Genomic DNA, 17,320 nt, shown 5'->3' with positions numbered 1-17,320 from the left:
TATTAGATATTTCTTTCAATTAAGGATTTTAATAAAATTATATGATCACTATTATCATTTAAACAGGGAACCATATCAAAATTTTCTCCTCCTGAATTTAAAAAACTTTCTTTAGCTTGAATTTGTATTTCCTCTAAAGTTTCTACACAATCAGATGCAAACCCTGGACAAATTGTAAGGACATTTTTAACACCTTCTTTAGGCAAATTTTCTAAAGTCTTGTCAGTGTATGGTTGAAGCCATTCTTGTGGACCAAATCTTGACTGAAATGTAGTTTTAATTTTAACTAAACTAAATTTTTCCGAAATTAGTCTTGTCGTTTTATGACAATAACAATGATAAGGATCACCTTTATCAAAATATTTTTTTGGTATCCCATGATAAGAAGCTATGATTAGATCTGGTTTCCAGCTGATTTCATTAATTTTTTTATTAATCGAATTTACAAGCGCATCAATATAAAGAGGATCAGATTCGTAATGAGGAATTATTTTTAAGGACGGTTGCCACCTCATTTTCATTAAAGTTCTGTATACCTCATCACAAACTGTTGCTGTTGTAGCTGCTGCATATTGGGGGTAGAGAGGAAGTATCACCAAATTTTCGCAGCCCATTTTATGCAATTTATGAATTTTGCTCTTAATGCTCGGATTTCCATACCTCATAGCAAAATCTATGACAATATTTTCTTTTGAAAGTGAATTTGAAATTTTCTTACTTTGCTTTTTTGTATAATAAAGAAGTGGAGATATATTTTCATCCTTCATCCAAATTTCTTTATATGCCTTAGAAGTTTTAGAGGGTCTAAAATTTAAAATAAACAAATTCAGAATTATCTGCCAAATTAAAGGATTTACTTCGATGACCCTTCTATCAGAAAGAAATTCTTTTAAATATTTTCTTATATCAAACCAATTAGTAGAATCAGGTGTGCCTAAATTAACTATAAGAACTCCTGTGTTGCCGTATTTTATAGGTGGGTGATTTTTTTCAATCATTTAAAATCTTTTACAATTTTAATTAAATTTTCAACCATTTCTGGATTTGTTTCAGGCAAAATACCATGGCCGAGATTAAATATATACGGGTGATCTCGAAAAATTTCTAAATAATTAAAGGCTTCTTTTTTTAATGTTTCTTTATCTGTTAACAAAATTTTTGGGTCTAAGCCTCCTTGTATAGGTATCCTTATATCTCTAAGTATTTTTTTTGGATCAACATTATAGTCAATACTAACAGCATCGGGTTTAACAATATCGCAAAACTCTTTATAATTTTTAATTTCTCTGGGAAAACATATAACTGGCACATTTAAAGATTTTACATAATTTACTAAATTTAGAGTCGGAGAATAAACATAATTAGGTAAATCTTTTTCCTCTAATAAACCTGCCCAACTATCAAAAATTTGAATTACATTCGCACCGTTGTCGACTTGATTTTTAATATGAACCTTTAAAAATTTTTCAATAATTAATAAAATTCTGTTTATTAAAAAATCATCTTTAAAAAAATCTTTTTTCAAATTTTTTTTAGGAGACTGTTGATTAATCATATAAACTAATAAAGTCCATGGGGCTCCAACAAATCCAATGGTGTTTTTGTCATTTAAAATAGAGTCTGAGCTAACTTTTTTTAATGCTCTATAAACACGGTGTATTTTCTCTACAAAGTCAATTTCATCAGTCCTAGCAATTTCACTTAGATTTAGTTCCCCTAATTTTGGCCCAAAGTTTTTTTCAAATTCTACTTTTTGACCTAATCCATAAGGAAGCATTAAAATATCTGAAAATATTATTGCAGCGTCTAAATCAAATCTTTTTAAGGGTTGTAACGTTATTTCTGAAGACAAATTTTCATTTAAACATAAATTAATAAAATCAGGATTTTCTTTTCTAATTTCTCTAAATTCAGGTAGATATCTTCCAGCTTGTCTCATAATCCATATAGGATTAAAGGAAGTGTCCTTGTTGATTATTATTTTGTTTAAAGGTTTCATAAATAAATATTATTAATTATTGTAGTTGTAATATATCTTGTGAATAAAGGTGATTAATTTTTATAAACATTATATTCACATTTTACTAACATCTTATGTGATTAAAATTGTTTAAAATGAAGCTTTTTTTATCATGTTAATTTTTGTGGATTGTTTTGCTCTATTTATTATTAATGTTAATAAATAACAGTTTTTACAAGGTTAATTTAAATAATTTTAAATTGTGTAATTTAATTAAAATAATACAAATTTATTAACAATTTTTTCATGAACAATACATACCAAATATATTTAATTTCTGATTCAACTGGCGAAACTTTAGATAGAATTTTTTTAGCTCTTAAGGCTCAATTTTTAAATATAGAATATAAAGTTCACCCTTATTCTTTTACAAGAACAGAAAACCAAATTTTAAGAATCTTGGAAGATGCAGAAAAAAATAAAAATGCAATAATTTTATATACTATTGTAGATAATAATTTGGCCAAATATTTGGCCAATGTAAGCGAAGATAAAAAAATCCCTTGCTTTGGTGTCCTTGGAAACTTAATTTTAAATTTTTCAAAAATTCTTAATCAAAAAGCAACCCATGAACCAAGCGGTCAGCATATATTAAATGAAGAATATTACGATAGAATAGAAGCAATTCAGTTTACAATGAATCATGACGACGGGAATTTAATAAATGAAGTACATAAATCCGATATTGTTCTTGTTGGTGTAAGCAGGACTAGCAAAACACCCACATCTATTTATTTAGCTAACAAAGGATTTAAAACATCAAACATTCCTTTAGTAAACGAAAATTCATTACCCGAAACTTTAAAAAAAAATCCCAAAGTGGCTTGTGTGGTAGGATTAAGCACGGAACCAGAAAGGCTGGCTGACTTGAGAAAAAATAGGATGAATTCATTAAGAGAAACAGAAAATATACAATACACAGATTTAGAAAATATCAAAAAAGAGGTGCTTGAAGCCAAAAAAACGTTTCAAAAATATAAATGGCCACTTATAGATGTAACAAGAAAATCTGTTGAAGAAACTGCTGCTTCAATAATTAAAATTCATGAAATATATTTAAATAATGCAAAATAAAATCATTCTTGCATCTAAAAGCAATGTTAGAAAAGATATTTTAGACAAAAACGATATAGAATGTGTTGTTGAGCCATCAAATGTAGACGAAGATCCTATTAAAGAAAGCCTGTTAAAAGAACAAGCAAGCTCAGAAATAATTTCAAAAAACCTGGCCGAATTGAAAGCAAACACTGTTAGTATGAAAAAAACTGATGAAATAGTTTTAGGAGCAGATAGCGTGATAGATTTGGAGGGGGAACTAATATCCAAGCCAGAAAACAGAGAAGAGGCAATGCAAATATTAAGAAAACTTAATGGTAAATCACATTTGTTAATCAGTTCTGTTTGCATATCAAAAAATGGATCAATGATTTGGAACTATACTGATAAGGCAAAATTAACTATGAAAAATTTTACTGAAGATGAGTTAAAGAATTATTTAACCAAAATATCCGACGAAGCACTATATGCTTATAATGTTTATCAAATTGAAGGTGAGGGCAGACATTTGTTCTCAAAAATTGAAGGAAACGAGAATACAATTATGGGCCTTCCTATTGACAAAATTAAAGATTATTTAAAAAATTATGAATAAATATTTGGTAATTGGGAATCCAATAGCACATTCTTTATCTCCATTGTTGCACAATTATTGGTTTAAAAAATATAGATTTCTTGACTCAATTTATGAAAAAAAAAAAGTAGAGAAAAAGGATTTAAAAAAAATTGTTGAACAAATTAAGAATGATGAAGTTAAAGGAGTTAATGTGACCGTTCCTTTTAAAAGGGAAATCTTTAATTTTATAGATACAGCCCCATATGAAGTTCAATTTACTAAATCCGTAAATACATTAGTAAAAGAAAATGACAAGGTCGTTGGATATAATACAGATCAACAGGGCTTTGAAATAAGCTTGGAAGAAAATGACTGGGATTGTAAAGATAAAAAAATTTTAATTATCGGAGCAGGAGGTGTCGCGCCTTCAATTTTATCTACTTTAATAAAAGTGGATGGAGCAGAAAAGATTTATTTGTCTAACAGAACACGGAGTAAGGCGGAAGAGTTAAAAAAATTCTGGGATAAAGCCCTTGGCATTTATCAAATGAAAAAAGATACAATCGAAATTATAGATTGGGAAAAAAAAAGTGAATTATGTGATTTAATAATAAATACAACAAGTGTGGGTCTGACAAAAGATGAAAAATTAAATTTTGATTTTAGTGATTATAATAACAAAAAAGATGTCTTGTTTTATGATTTAATTTACAATCCTAAAGAAACAAATTTTCTTAAAGATGCTAGAATGAGAGGAAACAGGACAATGAATGGCAAAATGATGTTTTTATGGCAAGCTCATTTAGCTTTTAAAATGTGGACAGGCGTCAGTCCAATTATTGATGAAGAAGTAATTAAATTATTAGATTGATGATAAGAATTGGAATTTTAGGAGATATAGGTTCGGGAAAAAGTTATGTAGCAAAGAATTTTGGATATCCAGTATTTAATGCAGATAGTGAAGTATCAAAAATTTATAAAAAAAATAAAAAAATTTTTAATAAATTAAAAAAAAAATTACCAAGATATATATCTAAATTTCCAATAGATAAAAACGAAGTAAGCGTAGCAATATTAAGTAACAAAAATAATTTAAAAAAAATTATTAATATTGTTCACTTAGAGGTTCGGAATCAAATGAAATTATTTTTAAATAAAAATAAAAATAAAAAATTTGTAGTGCTAGACATTCCTCTGCTCTTAGAAAACAAACTTAATAAAAAAGGGGATATCTTAATATTTATAGACTCTAAAAAATCAGATATCTTAAAAAAATTAAAGAAAAGAAGAAATTTTAATAAAAAGTTATTTAATAAATTTCAAAAAATTCAATTTTCATCACAATACAAAATAAGGAAGTCTGATTTTATTATTAAAAATGATTTTACCAAAAAAACAATTAATATTAGTATTAGAGATATTCAAAAAAAATTAAACTAATGAAAGAAGTAGTTTTAGATACCGAGACAACAGGAATATCTGTAAAAGATGGTCATAGAATAGTTGAAATAGGATGTATAGAACTTGATGATTTAATACCAACAAAAAATAGGTTTCATTGTTATTTAAATCCAGAAAGGAAAGTATCCGAAGAAGCTTTTAAGGTCCATGGATATGGGGATAATTTTTTGTCTAAACAAAAGAAATTTAATGAAGTAGCAGAAAAATTTTTAGAATTTATTTATAATAAAAGACTTATAATTCATAATTCTGAGTTTGATCTATCACACTTAAATAATGAACTTAAATTATTAGGAAAACCAAAAATTGATAATGAAGTTGTAGACACTCTGGCCTTAGCTAGAGAAAAATTTCCAGGATCACAAATTAATTTGGATGCTTTGTGTAAGAGATTTAGAATAGATAATTCTAGAAGAGTTACTCACACGGCCCTAATAGATTGTGATTTACTTTCAAAAGTTTATATTAATTTGATTGATCAAAAAGAACCAACTTTAAATTTCCAAGAGAATAGTCAGCTACATCAAAAAAAAGATGATAAAAAGTTGTTTTATTACAAAAGAGTTGTGAAACCCACAGAAGTTGAGTTAAATAAACACGAACAATATTTAAAGAAAGATCTAAAGAAAAATTTTTTTAATTAAACCTTTTTTGATATAAACTTTCAAAATCTACTTTTTTACTAAACTTAATATTTTGATAACCTGAGTTATGTAAAACATCTAAAAGAGATTTTTCCAAATCTAGATAAATATCATTCTGAACATCAACTAAAATTATTTTTTGCAGCTCTTCCTTATCTTTTATTTGGTTGTCTATTTTTACAATTGTTGAATAAACTATTTCAAAATATGATTTTTTTTTACTTTTTTCCTGATCTTCAAATTTTATTTTTGTATTCACTTCAATCATTTTGTTTTTTAGAGCCTTACTAGAAATATCTATACCCAGCTTATAATTAGAAATATATTCTTTTACATACAAATAAGTTTCGATGTCAGGAGTTTCACTTGAAAGATCTTTAATATATTTAGCCAAGATTTTATATTTTTCTGTCATCGTCTTCTTCTATATCTTCAAACTCTCCATCAATAAAATTGTTTTTTTTATTTTCTTGGTTCACTTGTTTTTTTAAAAATAGATTAAAAATAAATTTTCTACTTTTTGGAAAAATAATTAAAAAACCAAGTAGATCTGTTGCAAATCCAGGAATTATTAATAATAGTGCTCCAAATGCAATTGCTGCTCCTGAGATCATTTCATAAGTTGGCGTCACATTTCTTCTCAATTGTTCAAAGCCAGACTTAAGAGTATTTAGTCCTTCATATTTTGCGTAATAAACACCTATTATTGCTGTTGTAAAAATTAATATAATTGTAATTAATGCGCCTATTTGACCGCCAATTTTAATTAATAGATAAATCTCAATAATTGGGATTAAAATTATAACAAGAAATATTGAGTTCATTTGTCCTTAATCTAAATTGCTGGTTGAAATTAATCAACATAGTAATTAGTATAGGATCATGAATTACAGCTTCGAATACATAGATATAATTTTGTTAGCTATGATAGCTGGATTTATTTTTTTGAGATTAAGGGGAATTTTGGGTAAGAGAACCGGCTTTGAGGGTAAATCAGCCCCTCAGTTTAAGGAGGTTATAAAAAATATAAATAAGATTAATGAACCCAAAAAGACAGCGGAAGTTTTTGATGATGAAGCTCAAAAAGAATTCTTAAAGGGTGCAAAAATTGCTTACGAAACAGTAATTACAGACTTTAGTGATAATGATAATAAAATTACAACTAGTAGATCGCTTTTAAATAATGAAATATATAATCAGTTTAACAAGGCTTTGAATGAGAGAAGTTCTAGAGGTCATTTTGCAGAAATCACTTTCATAGGCGTAAATTCAGCAACAATAAAAGAGCACAAAAAGATTGGCAGAATATTGAATGTTACTGTAGATTTTATAGCCGAAGTTATTACTTGCATAAGAGATAAAGATAAAAAAATTGTTTCTGGTGACCCTGAAAAAATAAAGAAAATTTATGACACATGGGTATTTTCTAGAGATACCACATCTGCAAATCCTAATTGGCAGCTTGTAAACATACTTACATAATTGAGTAACGATATTTCAGATAAAGATAAAGAGGACTGGAAAAATTTTATATTAGGTAAAGAAAAACTACCAAATAAGGACAATAACACTAAACTAAAATCACATTTTGAAACTAGGTTAATAGATCTACATGGATATACATTAGAACAAGCAAATAAGAGAATCGAAGAATTTATTAAAAAATCCTACATTGAAAATGTCAGAAAATTAACTGTAGTCACCGGTAAAGGATTGCATTCTCAAAATGAAAAAAATCCATATGTTTCAAAAGATTTAAGCATATTAAAATATTCTGTTCCAGAATTTATATTAAATAACAAAAGTCTAAAAAAAATGATTTTGCAAATTGAAGAAGCTAAAATAGAGGATGGTGGATCAGGAGCTTTTTATATATATTTAAAAAAAGTAAAATAATATCTCAAGATATAAATTATGTTTATTTGGCTTGCATCTTATCCTAAATCTGGAAATACTTTAGTTAGGGCTTTACTTTCATCATATTTTTTTTCGAATGACGGTATTTTTAATTTTGAAATAATTAAAAATATTAAACAATTTCCTAATTCTGAATTATTTGAAAATATAGGAGTAGACCTATCAAATGATAATGATGTGATAAAAAATTATATAAAAGCTCAAGCAAGTATTAATAAGAAGAGTTCTATTCAATTTTTAAAAACTCATAGTTATCTTTTTAATATAAACAAGAATCCATTTACTGATTTAAATAATACTTTAGGGGCAATATATATTGTAAGAGATCCTAGAAACGTTGTAACCTCTTATGCACATCATGACACAATTACAATTGACGAATCTTTAAAAAGAATGATTAATAACATTCAAATTGGAGGAAATCTTAATAGCAATAATACATCTGATAGAACCAAAGTTTATTTAGGATCTTGGGGCAGTAATTTTAAAAGCTGGAAATCTTTTGAAAAAATTGGAAAGTATTTATTAATAAAGTATGAAGATTTAATTAATAATAAAGAAGAAACATTTAAAAAAATTTTAATATTTATTCATGACTTGAAAAAAATTAAATTTGAAATTAATCAAAGTAAATTTGAGAACGTTTTAAAAACTACAAGTTTTAATAATATGAAAAATTTAGAGAAAGAGGAGGGCTTCATAGAAAGCAAAACAAATAAAAATACTGGTGAAAAAATCCCCTTTTTTAACTTGGGTGCAGAAAATAATTGGGAGAGAAAATTAGACCCCAAAATTGTAAATAAAATTGAAAAATTTTATGAAACCGAAATGAAAGAATTGGGGTATTTATAATAGTTAAAGGATAAATTTTGAAAGGTCAGTGTCTTTAACTAAATTATCTAAATTTTTATTAATATATTCTTTGTTGATAACTATTTTTTCCCCAGCACGATCTGTTGCAGTAAAGCTAATTTCATCTAAGATTTTCTCAATGATGGTATGTAATCTTCTGGCTCCAATATTTTCTACTGTAGCATTTACTTCTGATGCGATATTGGCGATAGCGTCTATACCATCATCTGAAAATTCAAGATCAACATTTTCCGTTTTTAAAAGAGCCACATACTGTTTGATTAAACTAAAATCAGGTTCTCTTAATATTCTTTTAAAATCCTCACTAGTTAAAGCTTCAAGTTCAACCCTAATCGGCAATCTCCCTTGTAATTCAGGAAGCAGATCAGAGGGTTTTGCAAGTTGGAAAGCACCTGATGCAATAAATAAAATATGATCTGTTTTAATTGGGCCGTGTTTAGTATTAACAGTTGTTCCTTCAATCAAAGGCAATAAATCTCTTTGCACACCTTCTCTAGAAACATCTCCACCTACCCTGTCAGTTCTTGCTGAAATTTTATCAATTTCATCAAGAAAAACTATTCCATTGTTTTCAGTTGATAGCTTTGCGGCTTTAATAATCTTATCCTGTTCTATTAATTTATCAGATTCATCATTAATTAAAATTTCATGGGATTCTTTGACTGTCATTTTTTTCTTTTTCTCTTTATTGCCCATTGATTTTCCAATCATTTCACCGATGTTAATCATGCCAACATTTGCACCTGGCATGCCTGGGATTTCAAAAGATGCACCACCTGAACCAGTATCACTAACTGCTATTTCAATCTCGTTATCATCCAAATCACCATTTCTAAGTCTTTTTCTGAAACTTTCCCTTGTTGCTAAACTTGCTTTTTTTCCTACCAAAGCATCTAAAACTTTTTCCTCTGCAGCTTTTTGAGCTTTTGCAAAAACTTCTTTTCTTTTTTTTACTTTTTCCATTGAGATTGCTATTTCAATTAAATCTCTTACGATTTGTTCCACATCTCTTCCGACGTAACCAACTTCTGTAAATCTAGTGGCTTCCACTTTAACAAAGGGAGCTTCTGCAAGTTTTGATAGTCTTCTTGAAATTTCAGTTTTACCAACTCCAGTTGGTCCAATCATTAAAATATTTTTGGGAAGAACTTCATTCTTCATTTCACCTTTAAGAGCTTGTCTTCTCCATCTATTTCTTAAAGCAACCGCAACGGCCTTTTTTGCTTTGTTTTGTCCAACAACAAACCTATCTAGTTCTGAAACTATTTCCCGAGGAGACAAAGAGCTTACTAAAGATGCTTCTTCTTTTTGATTTTTATCCTTTGGGTGTAGCTGTGTTACGTTTGAATTATCCATTAAATTTTTTCTATTTTTACATTCTCGTTTGTGAATACACATATATCGGCTGCAACTTTGATTGCTTTTTTAGCAACTTCTTCTGCAGACATATTGCCTTCCATTAAAACTTTCCCAGCTGCTAAGGCGTAATTTCCACCTGAACCAATTCCAATTACATCTCCTTCAGGCTCTAGCACGTCTCCTGTTCCAGAAATAATATAGCTATTGTCTTTATCTCCAACAGCCATCAATGCTTCTAATCTTCTTAAATATTTATCAGTTCTCCAATCCTTTGCTAATTCAACGGCAGCTCTTGACAAGTTACCAGCATGTTTTTCTAATTTCCCTTCTAGTCTTTCAAATAGTGTTAAAGCATCAGCAGTTGATCCTGCAAATCCTGCCACTACATCTCTTTTTTCAATTTTTCTAACTTTTGAAGCAGTACTCTTAACAACAGTATTTCCCATACTTACTTGTCCATCACCAGCAACTACTACTTCATTATTTTTTCTAACTAGTACAATTGTTGTCATACCTAATAAATGGTAACTATTTTTGATACTTCAAGTGTTCAGACTGATATTGATATAGTGGGATTATGTATGTATACCATTAAAAATATATGGCTAGAAAAGGAAAAGTATCTCGAAAAACAAAAGAAACTAGCATCAATGTTGAAGTTAATATTGATGGTAAAGGTAAATACCAAATTGACACTGGTATAGGTTTCTTAGATCACATGCTTGAGCAGCTATCAAAGCATTCGTTGATTGATTTAAAAGTTAAAGCAAAAGGGGATACTCATATTGATCTTCACCACACTACTGAAGACACAGGTATTGCAATAGGTGAGGCTTTAAAAAAAGCTGCTAAAAAATTTGTAGGAATAAAAAGATATGCGCACGCAGTTATTCCAATGGATGAAACATTAACAAGAGTTGCTATTGATGTTTCAAATAGACCTTATTTGATTTGGAAAGTAAAATTAAAAGTCGAGAAACTTGGCGAGATGGACACAGAATTATTTAAAGAATGGTTTCAAGCGTTTTCTCAATCAGCTGGAATTACAATGCACGTTGAAAATATTTATGGTGATAATAGTCACCACATAATTGAGTCTTGTTATAAAGCATTAGCAAGATCATTAAGAGCTGCATTAGAGATGGATCCAAGAAACAAAAAAACTATTCCATCAACTAAAGGCTCATTATAAGTTTAATGAACGTCACAATTGTTGATTATAATTCGGGCAATATAAGCTCGGTAATAAACTCTTTTAAAGAGGTTGCTAAAAATAAGGTAAATATTGAAGTAACTTCAGATTTAAGTAAGATTAAATCTTCTGATAAAGTAGTTTTACCAGGACAGGGTTCGTTTAAAAGTTGTGTTGATGCACTTAATAACATAAGTGGTCTGGTAGAGACTTTAAACAAGTTTACCAATATCAATAAAAAACCACTTCTTGGAATTTGCGTTGGACTTCAAATGTTTGCAGATATCGGATATGAAGAAACAGAAACTAATGGTTTAGGCTGGATATCAGGCAAGGTATCAAAAATTGATAATCAAAATGGAAAGTACAAACTTCCCCATATTGGCTGGAACGAAATTAGTATGACGAAAGATAGTAAGATTTTTAAAGGTATTGAAAATAAATCTCACATGTATTTTGTTCATAGTTATGAATTCGTACCAGAAGATAAAAGTGTAATTTCAGCAACTACAGAGTATTCATCAAATATTGTTTGTTCAGTTGAGAAAGAAAACATCTTTGGAACTCAATTTCATCCAGAAAAAAGTGACAAGATTGGTCTTAAAATAATTGATAATTTTATAAATTTATAAAAATAAATGAAAATATTCCCAGCAATAGATATTAAAGATAAAAAGTGTGTGAGGTTAGTTAAAGGAGATTTTGATAACAAAACTGAATACGAAATATCTCCAGTTGAACAAGCGGGTAAATATAAGGATCATGGTTTTCAAAACTTACATATAGTTGATTTAGATGGAGCTTTAACTGGTGAAACAGTTAATTTGGATATTATTCACGAAATAGTTGCTAAATTTGATCTTAAAATTGAAATTGGTGGAGGAGTAAGGAACTTCGAAAGTATTAAGAAATATACTGATGCTGGTGTTGAAAAAGTTATTTTAGGGAGCGCTGCTATAAAAGATAAAAATTTTTTAAAAGAAGCTTGTGAAAAATTTCCAAATAAAATTGCATTAGGTTTGGATGCTAAAAATGGATATCTTTCAGTCTTTGGTTGGAAAGAAAATTCAAACAAATTAGCTCTAGATTATTTAAAAGAGGTAAATGATTTTGGTGCAAGTAGATTGATTTATACGGATATTAATAGAGATGGAATGAAGCAAAGTCCCAATTTCGAAGAGACAGCAAAGGTTGCAGATACTTCTAATTGCCCAGTAATTATATCTGGCGGAGTTTCTTCAATTAATGACATTAAAAAGGCCAAAGAATTAAATAATAATAACATAGAAGGTATTATAGTTGGAAAAGCTATCTATGATGGTGATATTAAATTAGACGAATTAGTGAAGGAATTAGATGCTTAAAAACAGAATTATACCATGTTTAGACGTGAAAAATGGACGTGTTGTAAAAGGAATTAACTTTGTTGATCTTCAGGATGCAGGTGATCCCGTCGAACAAGCAAAAATTTATTCAGATGGTGGTGCAGATGAAATTTGCTTTTTAGATATTACTGCTTCAAATGAAAATAGAGATACTATTTATGATGTAGTTGAAAGAACCTCTAAGAACTGTTTTGTGCCTTTAACAGTAGGAGGTGGTGTCAGAAGTGTTGATGATATAAACAAACTTTTAAATTGTGGAGCAGACAAAGTATCAATCAATACCGCCGCAGTTCAAAATTCGGAGGTAGTATTAGAAAGCTCTAAAAAATTTGGCTCACAATGTATTGTGGTAGCAATAGACGCTAAAAAAAATGGGGACAAATGGGAAATATTTACTCATGGTGGAAGAAACAATACCAGAATTGATGCCATAGAATTTGCAAATAAAATGGAAGATAGTGGTGCAGGCGAGCTTCTAGTTACTTCTATGGATCGGGATGGCACCCAAGTTGGTTATGATATAGAACTTATGTCTAAGATATCTTCTATAGTAAATATTCCAGTTATCGCTTCAGGCGGAGTAGGAAATCTAGATCATTTAGTAGATGGAATCAAATTAGGAAATGCAAGCGCAGTTTTAGCAGCATCAATATTTCACTATGGCAAACATTCTGTAAAAGAAGCTAAGGAGTATTTGGATTCAAAAGGAATTCCTGTTAGAATTTAATATGCTTAACACATTAGAAAACTTAATCAACCTTGCACGAGAGAGAAAATCTTCACCTGTTGAAGGTTCGTACACTAATAAGCTGCTTACTGACAAATCACTAAGCAAGGAAAAAGTTTTAGAGGAAGTTAATGAATTGATCGAGGCTGTCGATGAAAATTCTAATAAAATTCACGAAGCTGCAGATGTTTTTTATCACTTACTAATGTATCTTGAAGCAAATGATATAAAAATTGAAGATATAATGTCAGAGTTAGAAAAAAGAAAAAAATGAGTTATGACAATAATAATATTTTTGCAAAAATTTTACGTGGTGAGATTCCTTGTAATAAAATTTATGAAGATGATTTTGTTTTGTCATTTCATGACATTAATCCACAAAAAAAAATTCATGCTTTAGTTATTCCTAAAGGGAAATATATTGACTTAGATGATTTTAGTCTTAATGCTTCTCCAGAAGAGATGGTTGGATTATTAAAAGGCATTAATATAGTTGCAAAAAAGCTTGGTATTTCAACAGAAGCAGGTAAGGGTTACAGAGCTTTAGCAAATATCAGTGATCATGGCGGACAGGAAGTACCTCATTTACACTTTCATCTATTTGGAGGTGAACGAGTAGGAAAAATGGTTGAGTGACTAAGGAAGTTAAAAGAAATTATTTAGAAATAAACTCACTTCAAGATCTTAAAGAAGGTTATAAGCCCTCAGAAGATTATTCTTTAAGTTTAATTGATCCAGATAATTTTCAATTAAATAAATTTTTTTATAAAACAATTGGAAAAAAACACAAATGGAAAGACAGATTGTCTTGGTCAGAAGAAAAATGGATTAGTTATGTTTCATCTGAAAAAGTTAAAACATATGTGTTTAAATTTAAGGATGATCTTGTAGGCTTTTTTGAATTAATTTTTCATTTAGAAAAAAAAGAAACTGAAATTGCTTATTTTGGAATATTAGAAGAATATCAAAACAAAAAATTAGGCTCTTATTTATTGTCAGAGGCCGTAAAAAAATCTTTTCAAAATAATATAAATCGTGTTTGGGTTCATACTTGTTCATTAGATCATAAAAATGCTTTGAATAATTACATTTCAAGAGGGATGAAAATATTTAAAACAGAAATTTTAAATATTTAGTTTTGAGATGGAATTTTGAATAAATTTTTTGAGAGGACTCTATTTTTTCTAATCGACGATATAAAAGTAATGTTAAAATTTTGATAGATATCTGTATTTTGCCAACCAACCAAATCATAGCTTTGAGCATCAAAAAAAATTTTAAGTTCAGTGTCTTTATCTAGAATCGTGTAATTTATAAGTTTTTTATCAATAATTCTTTCCTCAAGATCGTTGATTTTTTTTATTAAAAAATTTTTATCAAGAATAAAATTTAGGGGAGTTTTTTCAAGTGGATATCTATAATAACTTGTTCTTGTCTTTACTACTAAAGACTTTCCATTTGATACTAAAATTTTGTTGTTGCTTCTTGCATATTCACAAAATATTTTCTTTGGATATTCAATTGTACAATTTCCATTTTCAATTTTTCCATTTATATTTTGTTCAAATTTAAAATCTAGATTATTTGTAATTTTTAAATTTTTGATTATTTTATTTTTAAATTCAGCTTTAGAGTTAGAATTAAAAATAAATATAAAAAAAATTAAGAAATATCGTAGCATTAAAGTACATCTCTTTTACCAACATGATTTGCTTTACTTACAATTCCATCTGCTTCCATCATATCGATAATTCTTGCTGCTCTATTATATCCGATTTGAAGTTTTCTTTGTAAAAATGAAGTAGATGCTTTACCTTCAGATCTTATAATATCTAAAGCTTGCTCGTATAGTTCATCTTTTTCACCCTGACTTTGATTATCTCCAATTTCTCTTTCATCTGCAAAATTTAGTATTTCATCCACATAATCAGGCTCTGCTTGTGATCTCAAAAAATTGTTAATTTTTTCAATTTCATTATCCGAAACAAATGGTGCGTGAATTCTTACTATCCTATTGGCAGAAGACATATATAGCATATCTCCTTTACCTAACAATTGTTCTGCACCCTGTTCACCAAGAATAGTTCTGCTATCTATTTTGGATGTAACTTGGAAAGAAATTCTTGTTGGAAAATTTGCTTTAATTGTTCCAGTAATTACATCTACACTTGGTCTTTGAGTTGCCATTATTATATGAATACCTGCTGCCCTCGCCATTTGAGATAACTTTTGAATGTAATTTTCAATTTCTTTACCTGCTACAAGCATCAAATCTGACATTTCATCAACGACTACAACAATATAAGGCATAGGAAGCTTATGTTTTGTGTTGTAACCGTCAATATTTCTAACACCCTCTTTGGTCATCAATCTGTATCTACTTTCCATTTCTTTAACTACCCATCCCAAAACTGACGCTGCTTTTTTTGCCTCTGTAATTACAGGGCATAGTAAATGTGGAATTCCTTCGTAAGTAGATAATTCTAACATTTTTGGATCAATTAAAATAAATTTACATTTGTCTGGCGTATGTCGATAAAGAAGTGAAAGAATAATTGTATTTATACACACAGATTTTCCAGAACCAGTTGTTCCAGCAATCAGTAGGTGTGGCATTGAAGATAAGTCTCCAATAATAGGGTTGCCAGAGATACTTTTCCCTAATGCTATTGGTAACTTAACTTCTCTTTTTTTAAAATCAGAATGATTTAGAATTTCACTTAAAAAAACATTTTCTCTAGAGTTATTTGGTAGCTCAATGCCAATTGTATTGCTACCTGGTATAGTTGCAATTCTTGCTGACTCAGAACTAGTATTTCTTGCTATATCATCTGATAAATTAATTATTTTTGAAACTTTTACACCTGCCGCAGGTTCAAATTCATTTAGTGTTACAACAGGTCCATGGCTAACTTTTTTAATATTACCATCAACGCCAAAGTCTAATAAAATTTTTTCTAAAAATTCAGGATCCTGAGTTTCATTTTTATCTTTCTTAGTTTTATCTTTTTTGTCAGGAGTTGTTAGTAATTCAAAACTGGGTAATTTAAATTTAATTTTATTATCATTTTTATTTTCAGCTTTTATAAAAGGTAAATCTTCCTGAATGAGATTTTTAATTTGCTCTTGAGGTATGTATTCTTTAATTATTTCATTTTTATTTGTGTAATTTTTTTTATTTATTGTCACGAATAAACCAGATGCTTTTTTGATCGTTTTATAAAATCTCAAGGGATGAAAATTTATACTAATCAAAAATAAAATTAAATTTAAGATTATTAATACATAATAAAATATTATTTCATTAATCTGTACTATTGAAGTTAAAAAGGATCGTTCTAAATAAGAACCAACAAATCCTCCATTACCATTTATATAAAGTGTGAATGAATTTGAGTAAAAATATTCTAAAAAAAAAGATCCAAATAATGAGTAAATTATTGTAAAAAAAATATTTTCTATAACTAAAAAAAAATCCTTTGATCTTAATATATTGATACCAGTGATTATTAAAGTTAATGAAAATAAGTAGGAGACAAGGCCAATAGATTGAAAAAATAAATCTGAAACAATAGCACCCTGAAAACCAAGAATATTATTTATTTTTGTATTATCAGAAAAAACAAAATTAGGATCGTCAGGGGAATAACTTATTAAAGATATTGCCAAAAATATCCCAGCTGTAAAGATTATTATACCAAAAATTTCTATAATACGTTTTATGGTAAAATTAATAAATAAATTAGCTGTTTTTTTAATATCCATATGTGAATCAATTTAATCACTTTGTATCATCTAATTTTTATTGTTAAAATTAAATTATGAGAGTTTGTATATTGGGCGCAGGTTTATCAAGCTTAACTTTAGCAAAAGCTTTAGTTAATGAAAATATTTTTGTGGATTTGTTTACACAACAAAAAATAAACCAAGTCCATAAATCAAGGACCCTTGGTATTTCAGAAAGTAATGCAGATTATTTTAATAACAATATTGTTGATATTAAAAAAATTCTTTGGAAAATAAAAAAAATTGAAGTTTCTACAGATAATCTAAAAAATGAAAATATTTTAAATTTTCAAAACAAAAATAATGAAATTTTTTCAATCATTAAAAATTATGAACTTTATGAT

23 protein-coding genes and 1 pseudogene are annotated in these 17,320 nt (G+C 28.3%); 16 read left to right on the top strand and 8 right to left on the bottom strand.

The window, feature by feature from the left end; genetic code table 11:
* Positions 1-2: 2 nt before the first annotated feature.
* Together hemH and hemE are read right to left on the bottom strand one after the other, a co-directional pair.
* Complete coding sequence (gene hemH / locus ACTT9Y_RS06675; protein ID WP_440933578.1) at positions 3-998, bottom strand: ferrochelatase; 996 nt, start codon at positions 996-998, stop codon at positions 3-5.
* On the bottom strand, positions 995-1,999 hold the full coding sequence (gene hemE / locus ACTT9Y_RS06670; protein ID WP_440933577.1) for a uroporphyrinogen decarboxylase: 1,005 nt from the start codon (positions 1,997-1,999) through the stop codon (positions 995-997). The genes hemH and hemE overlap by 4 nt, the downstream gene beginning before the upstream one ends.
* Positions 2,000-2,266: 267 nt before the next feature.
* Here hemE and ACTT9Y_RS06665 point away from each other — a divergent pair, with 267 nt between their 5' ends.
* Genes ACTT9Y_RS06665 through dnaQ form a run of 5 tightly spaced genes read left to right on the top strand, consistent with a single transcriptional unit; the run spans position 2,267 to position 5,737 of the window.
* Positions 2,267-3,094: a pyruvate, water dikinase regulatory protein gene (locus tag ACTT9Y_RS06665; protein ID WP_440933576.1), complete on the top strand. Its 828-nt coding sequence runs from the start codon at positions 2,267-2,269 to the stop codon at positions 3,092-3,094.
* On the top strand, positions 3,084-3,671 hold the full coding sequence (locus ACTT9Y_RS06660; RefSeq protein WP_440933575.1) for a Maf family protein: 588 nt from the start codon (positions 3,084-3,086) through the stop codon (positions 3,669-3,671). The genes ACTT9Y_RS06665 and ACTT9Y_RS06660 overlap by 11 nt, the downstream gene beginning before the upstream one ends.
* A complete protein-coding gene (gene aroE, locus ACTT9Y_RS06655) occupies positions 3,664-4,503 on the top strand; it encodes a shikimate dehydrogenase (RefSeq protein ID WP_440933574.1) in 840 nt (279 codons plus the stop codon). The genes ACTT9Y_RS06660 and aroE overlap by 8 nt, the downstream gene beginning before the upstream one ends.
* Positions 4,503-5,072 carry a dephospho-CoA kinase gene (gene coaE / locus ACTT9Y_RS06650; protein WP_440933573.1) on the top strand — a complete coding sequence of 190 codons (570 nt, stop codon included), beginning with the start codon at positions 4,503-4,505 and terminating at the stop codon, positions 5,070-5,072. The genes aroE and coaE overlap by 1 nt, the downstream gene beginning before the upstream one ends.
* A complete protein-coding gene (gene dnaQ, locus ACTT9Y_RS06645; RefSeq protein WP_440933572.1) occupies positions 5,072-5,737 on the top strand; it encodes a DNA polymerase III subunit epsilon in 666 nt (221 codons plus the stop codon). The genes coaE and dnaQ overlap by 1 nt, the downstream gene beginning before the upstream one ends.
* Here dnaQ and ACTT9Y_RS06640 read toward each other — a convergent pair.
* Together ACTT9Y_RS06640 and ACTT9Y_RS06635 are read right to left on the bottom strand one after the other, a co-directional pair.
* A complete protein-coding gene (locus ACTT9Y_RS06640) occupies positions 5,730-6,152 on the bottom strand; it encodes a protein-export chaperone SecB (RefSeq protein WP_440933571.1) in 423 nt (140 codons plus the stop codon). The two genes, dnaQ and ACTT9Y_RS06640, sit on opposite strands and share 8 nt — an antisense overlap.
* Entirely contained in the window at positions 6,136-6,561 is a 426-nt protein-coding gene (locus ACTT9Y_RS06635; protein WP_440933570.1) for an FxsA family protein, read from the bottom strand. The genes ACTT9Y_RS06640 and ACTT9Y_RS06635 overlap by 17 nt, the downstream gene beginning before the upstream one ends.
* A 58-nt stretch (positions 6,562-6,619) precedes the next feature.
* On the opposite strand from ACTT9Y_RS06635, the gene ACTT9Y_RS06630 reads away from it, so the two are divergent.
* The 3 genes from ACTT9Y_RS06630 to ACTT9Y_RS06620 are packed head-to-tail and all read left to right on the top strand — an operon-like array spanning position 6,620 to position 8,506.
* Positions 6,620-7,219 carry a Tim44/TimA family putative adaptor protein gene (locus ACTT9Y_RS06630; protein ID WP_440933569.1) on the top strand — a complete coding sequence of 200 codons (600 nt, stop codon included), beginning with the start codon at positions 6,620-6,622 and terminating at the stop codon, positions 7,217-7,219.
* A complete protein-coding gene (locus tag ACTT9Y_RS06625) occupies positions 7,220-7,633 on the top strand; it encodes a Smr/MutS family protein (protein ID WP_440933568.1) in 414 nt (137 codons plus the stop codon).
* A gap of 18 nt (positions 7,634-7,651) precedes the next feature.
* A complete protein-coding gene (locus ACTT9Y_RS06620; RefSeq protein ID WP_440933567.1) occupies positions 7,652-8,506 on the top strand; it encodes a sulfotransferase domain-containing protein in 855 nt (284 codons plus the stop codon).
* Between the two features lie 3 nt (positions 8,507-8,509).
* On the opposite strand, the gene hslU is transcribed toward ACTT9Y_RS06620, so the two are convergent.
* Together hslU and hslV are read right to left on the bottom strand one after the other, a co-directional pair.
* Entirely contained in the window at positions 8,510-9,883 is a 1,374-nt protein-coding gene (gene hslU, locus ACTT9Y_RS06615) for an ATP-dependent protease ATPase subunit HslU (protein WP_440933566.1), read from the bottom strand.
* On the bottom strand, positions 9,883-10,398 hold the full coding sequence (gene hslV / locus ACTT9Y_RS06610) for an ATP-dependent protease subunit HslV (protein ID WP_440933565.1): 516 nt from the start codon (positions 10,396-10,398) through the stop codon (positions 9,883-9,885). The genes hslU and hslV overlap by 1 nt, the downstream gene beginning before the upstream one ends.
* An 89-nt stretch (positions 10,399-10,487) precedes the next feature.
* Here hslV and hisB point away from each other — a divergent pair, with 89 nt between their 5' ends.
* The 7 genes from hisB to ACTT9Y_RS06575 are packed head-to-tail and all read left to right on the top strand — an operon-like array spanning position 10,488 to position 14,326.
* Positions 10,488-11,078 (top strand): imidazoleglycerol-phosphate dehydratase HisB, encoded by a 591-nt coding sequence (gene hisB, locus ACTT9Y_RS06605; RefSeq protein WP_440933564.1) that lies wholly within the window; start codon positions 10,488-10,490, stop codon positions 11,076-11,078.
* 5 nt (positions 11,079-11,083) lie between these two features.
* The gene (hisH, locus tag ACTT9Y_RS06600) at positions 11,084-11,710 is read left to right on the top strand and encodes an imidazole glycerol phosphate synthase subunit HisH (RefSeq protein ID WP_440933563.1); all 627 of its coding nucleotides are present in this window, start codon (positions 11,084-11,086) and stop codon (positions 11,708-11,710) included.
* Positions 11,711-11,716: 6 nt separating this feature from the next.
* Positions 11,717-12,442, top strand: a complete 726-nt coding sequence (gene hisA / locus ACTT9Y_RS06595; RefSeq protein ID WP_440933562.1) for a 1-(5-phosphoribosyl)-5-[(5-phosphoribosylamino)methylideneamino]imidazole-4-carboxamide isomerase — start codon at positions 11,717-11,719, stop codon at positions 12,440-12,442.
* Positions 12,435-13,190: an imidazole glycerol phosphate synthase subunit HisF gene (hisF, locus tag ACTT9Y_RS06590; protein ID WP_440933561.1), complete on the top strand. Its 756-nt coding sequence runs from the start codon at positions 12,435-12,437 to the stop codon at positions 13,188-13,190. Before hisA ends, hisF begins: the two co-directional genes overlap by 8 nt.
* Position 13,191: 1 nt before the next feature.
* Entirely contained in the window at positions 13,192-13,464 is a 273-nt protein-coding gene (hisE, locus tag ACTT9Y_RS06585; protein ID WP_440933560.1) for a phosphoribosyl-ATP diphosphatase, read from the top strand.
* Positions 13,461-13,826: a histidine triad nucleotide-binding protein gene (locus ACTT9Y_RS06580; protein ID WP_440933559.1), complete on the top strand. Its 366-nt coding sequence runs from the start codon at positions 13,461-13,463 to the stop codon at positions 13,824-13,826. The genes hisE and ACTT9Y_RS06580 overlap by 4 nt, the downstream gene beginning before the upstream one ends.
* Entirely contained in the window at positions 13,823-14,326 is a 504-nt protein-coding gene (locus ACTT9Y_RS06575; protein WP_440933558.1) for a GNAT family N-acetyltransferase, read from the top strand. The genes ACTT9Y_RS06580 and ACTT9Y_RS06575 overlap by 4 nt, the downstream gene beginning before the upstream one ends.
* On the opposite strand, the gene ACTT9Y_RS06570 is transcribed toward ACTT9Y_RS06575, so the two are convergent.
* On the bottom strand, positions 14,323-14,871 hold the full coding sequence (locus tag ACTT9Y_RS06570; RefSeq protein WP_440933557.1) for a LolA family protein: 549 nt from the start codon (positions 14,869-14,871) through the stop codon (positions 14,323-14,325). The two genes, ACTT9Y_RS06575 and ACTT9Y_RS06570, sit on opposite strands and share 4 nt — an antisense overlap.
* Entirely contained in the window at positions 14,871-16,955 is a 2,085-nt protein-coding gene (locus tag ACTT9Y_RS06565; RefSeq protein WP_440933556.1) for a DNA translocase FtsK 4TM domain-containing protein, read from the bottom strand. The genes ACTT9Y_RS06570 and ACTT9Y_RS06565 overlap by 1 nt, the downstream gene beginning before the upstream one ends.
* 56 nt (positions 16,956-17,011) lie before the next feature.
* Here ACTT9Y_RS06565 and ACTT9Y_RS06560 point away from each other — a divergent pair.
* Positions 17,012-17,320, top strand: a pseudogene (locus ACTT9Y_RS06560) (ubiquinone biosynthesis protein UbiB); the annotation flags it as partial.

Source organism: Candidatus Pelagibacter sp., assembly GCF_052049995.1.
GTDB lineage: Bacteria > Pseudomonadota > Alphaproteobacteria > Pelagibacterales > Pelagibacteraceae > Pelagibacter.
This window is presented reverse-complemented; position numbering and strand designations above follow the sequence as displayed.

Excerpts from the sequence above, each read along its gene's own strand:
- hemH (WP_440933578.1), bottom strand. The coding sequence starts at position 998 with ATGATTGAAAAAAATCACCCACCTATAAAATACGGCAACACAGGAGTT.
- hemE (WP_440933577.1), bottom strand. The coding sequence starts at position 1,999 with ATGAAACCTTTAAACAAAATAATAATCAACAAGGACACTTCCTTTAAT.
- ACTT9Y_RS06665 (WP_440933576.1), top strand. The coding sequence starts at position 2,267 with ATGAACAATACATACCAAATATATTTAATTTCTGATTCAACTGGCGAA.
- ACTT9Y_RS06660 (WP_440933575.1), top strand. The coding sequence starts at position 3,084 with ATGCAAAATAAAATCATTCTTGCATCTAAAAGCAATGTTAGAAAAGAT.
- aroE (WP_440933574.1), top strand. The coding sequence starts at position 3,664 with ATGAATAAATATTTGGTAATTGGGAATCCAATAGCACATTCTTTATCT.
- coaE (WP_440933573.1), top strand. The coding sequence starts at position 4,503 with ATGATAAGAATTGGAATTTTAGGAGATATAGGTTCGGGAAAAAGTTAT.
- dnaQ (WP_440933572.1), top strand. The coding sequence starts at position 5,072 with ATGAAAGAAGTAGTTTTAGATACCGAGACAACAGGAATATCTGTAAAA.
- ACTT9Y_RS06640 (WP_440933571.1), bottom strand. The coding sequence starts at position 6,152 with ATGACAGAAAAATATAAAATCTTGGCTAAATATATTAAAGATCTTTCA.
- ACTT9Y_RS06635 (WP_440933570.1), bottom strand. The coding sequence starts at position 6,561 with ATGAACTCAATATTTCTTGTTATAATTTTAATCCCAATTATTGAGATT.
- ACTT9Y_RS06630 (WP_440933569.1), top strand. The coding sequence starts at position 6,620 with ATGAATTACAGCTTCGAATACATAGATATAATTTTGTTAGCTATGATA.
- ACTT9Y_RS06620 (WP_440933567.1), top strand. The coding sequence starts at position 7,652 with ATGTTTATTTGGCTTGCATCTTATCCTAAATCTGGAAATACTTTAGTT.
- hslU (WP_440933566.1), bottom strand. The coding sequence starts at position 9,883 with ATGGATAATTCAAACGTAACACAGCTACACCCAAAGGATAAAAATCAA.
- hslV (WP_440933565.1), bottom strand. The coding sequence starts at position 10,398 with ATGACAACAATTGTACTAGTTAGAAAAAATAATGAAGTAGTAGTTGCT.
- hisB (WP_440933564.1), top strand. The coding sequence starts at position 10,488 with ATGGCTAGAAAAGGAAAAGTATCTCGAAAAACAAAAGAAACTAGCATC.
- hisH (WP_440933563.1), top strand. The coding sequence starts at position 11,084 with ATGAACGTCACAATTGTTGATTATAATTCGGGCAATATAAGCTCGGTA.
- hisA (WP_440933562.1), top strand. The coding sequence starts at position 11,717 with ATGAAAATATTCCCAGCAATAGATATTAAAGATAAAAAGTGTGTGAGG.
- hisF (WP_440933561.1), top strand. The coding sequence starts at position 12,435 with ATGCTTAAAAACAGAATTATACCATGTTTAGACGTGAAAAATGGACGT.
- hisE (WP_440933560.1), top strand. The coding sequence starts at position 13,192 with ATGCTTAACACATTAGAAAACTTAATCAACCTTGCACGAGAGAGAAAA.
- ACTT9Y_RS06580 (WP_440933559.1), top strand. The coding sequence starts at position 13,461 with ATGAGTTATGACAATAATAATATTTTTGCAAAAATTTTACGTGGTGAG.
- ACTT9Y_RS06570 (WP_440933557.1), bottom strand. The coding sequence starts at position 14,871 with ATGCTACGATATTTCTTAATTTTTTTTATATTTATTTTTAATTCTAAC.
- ACTT9Y_RS06565 (WP_440933556.1), bottom strand. The coding sequence starts at position 16,955 with ATGGATATTAAAAAAACAGCTAATTTATTTATTAATTTTACCATAAAA.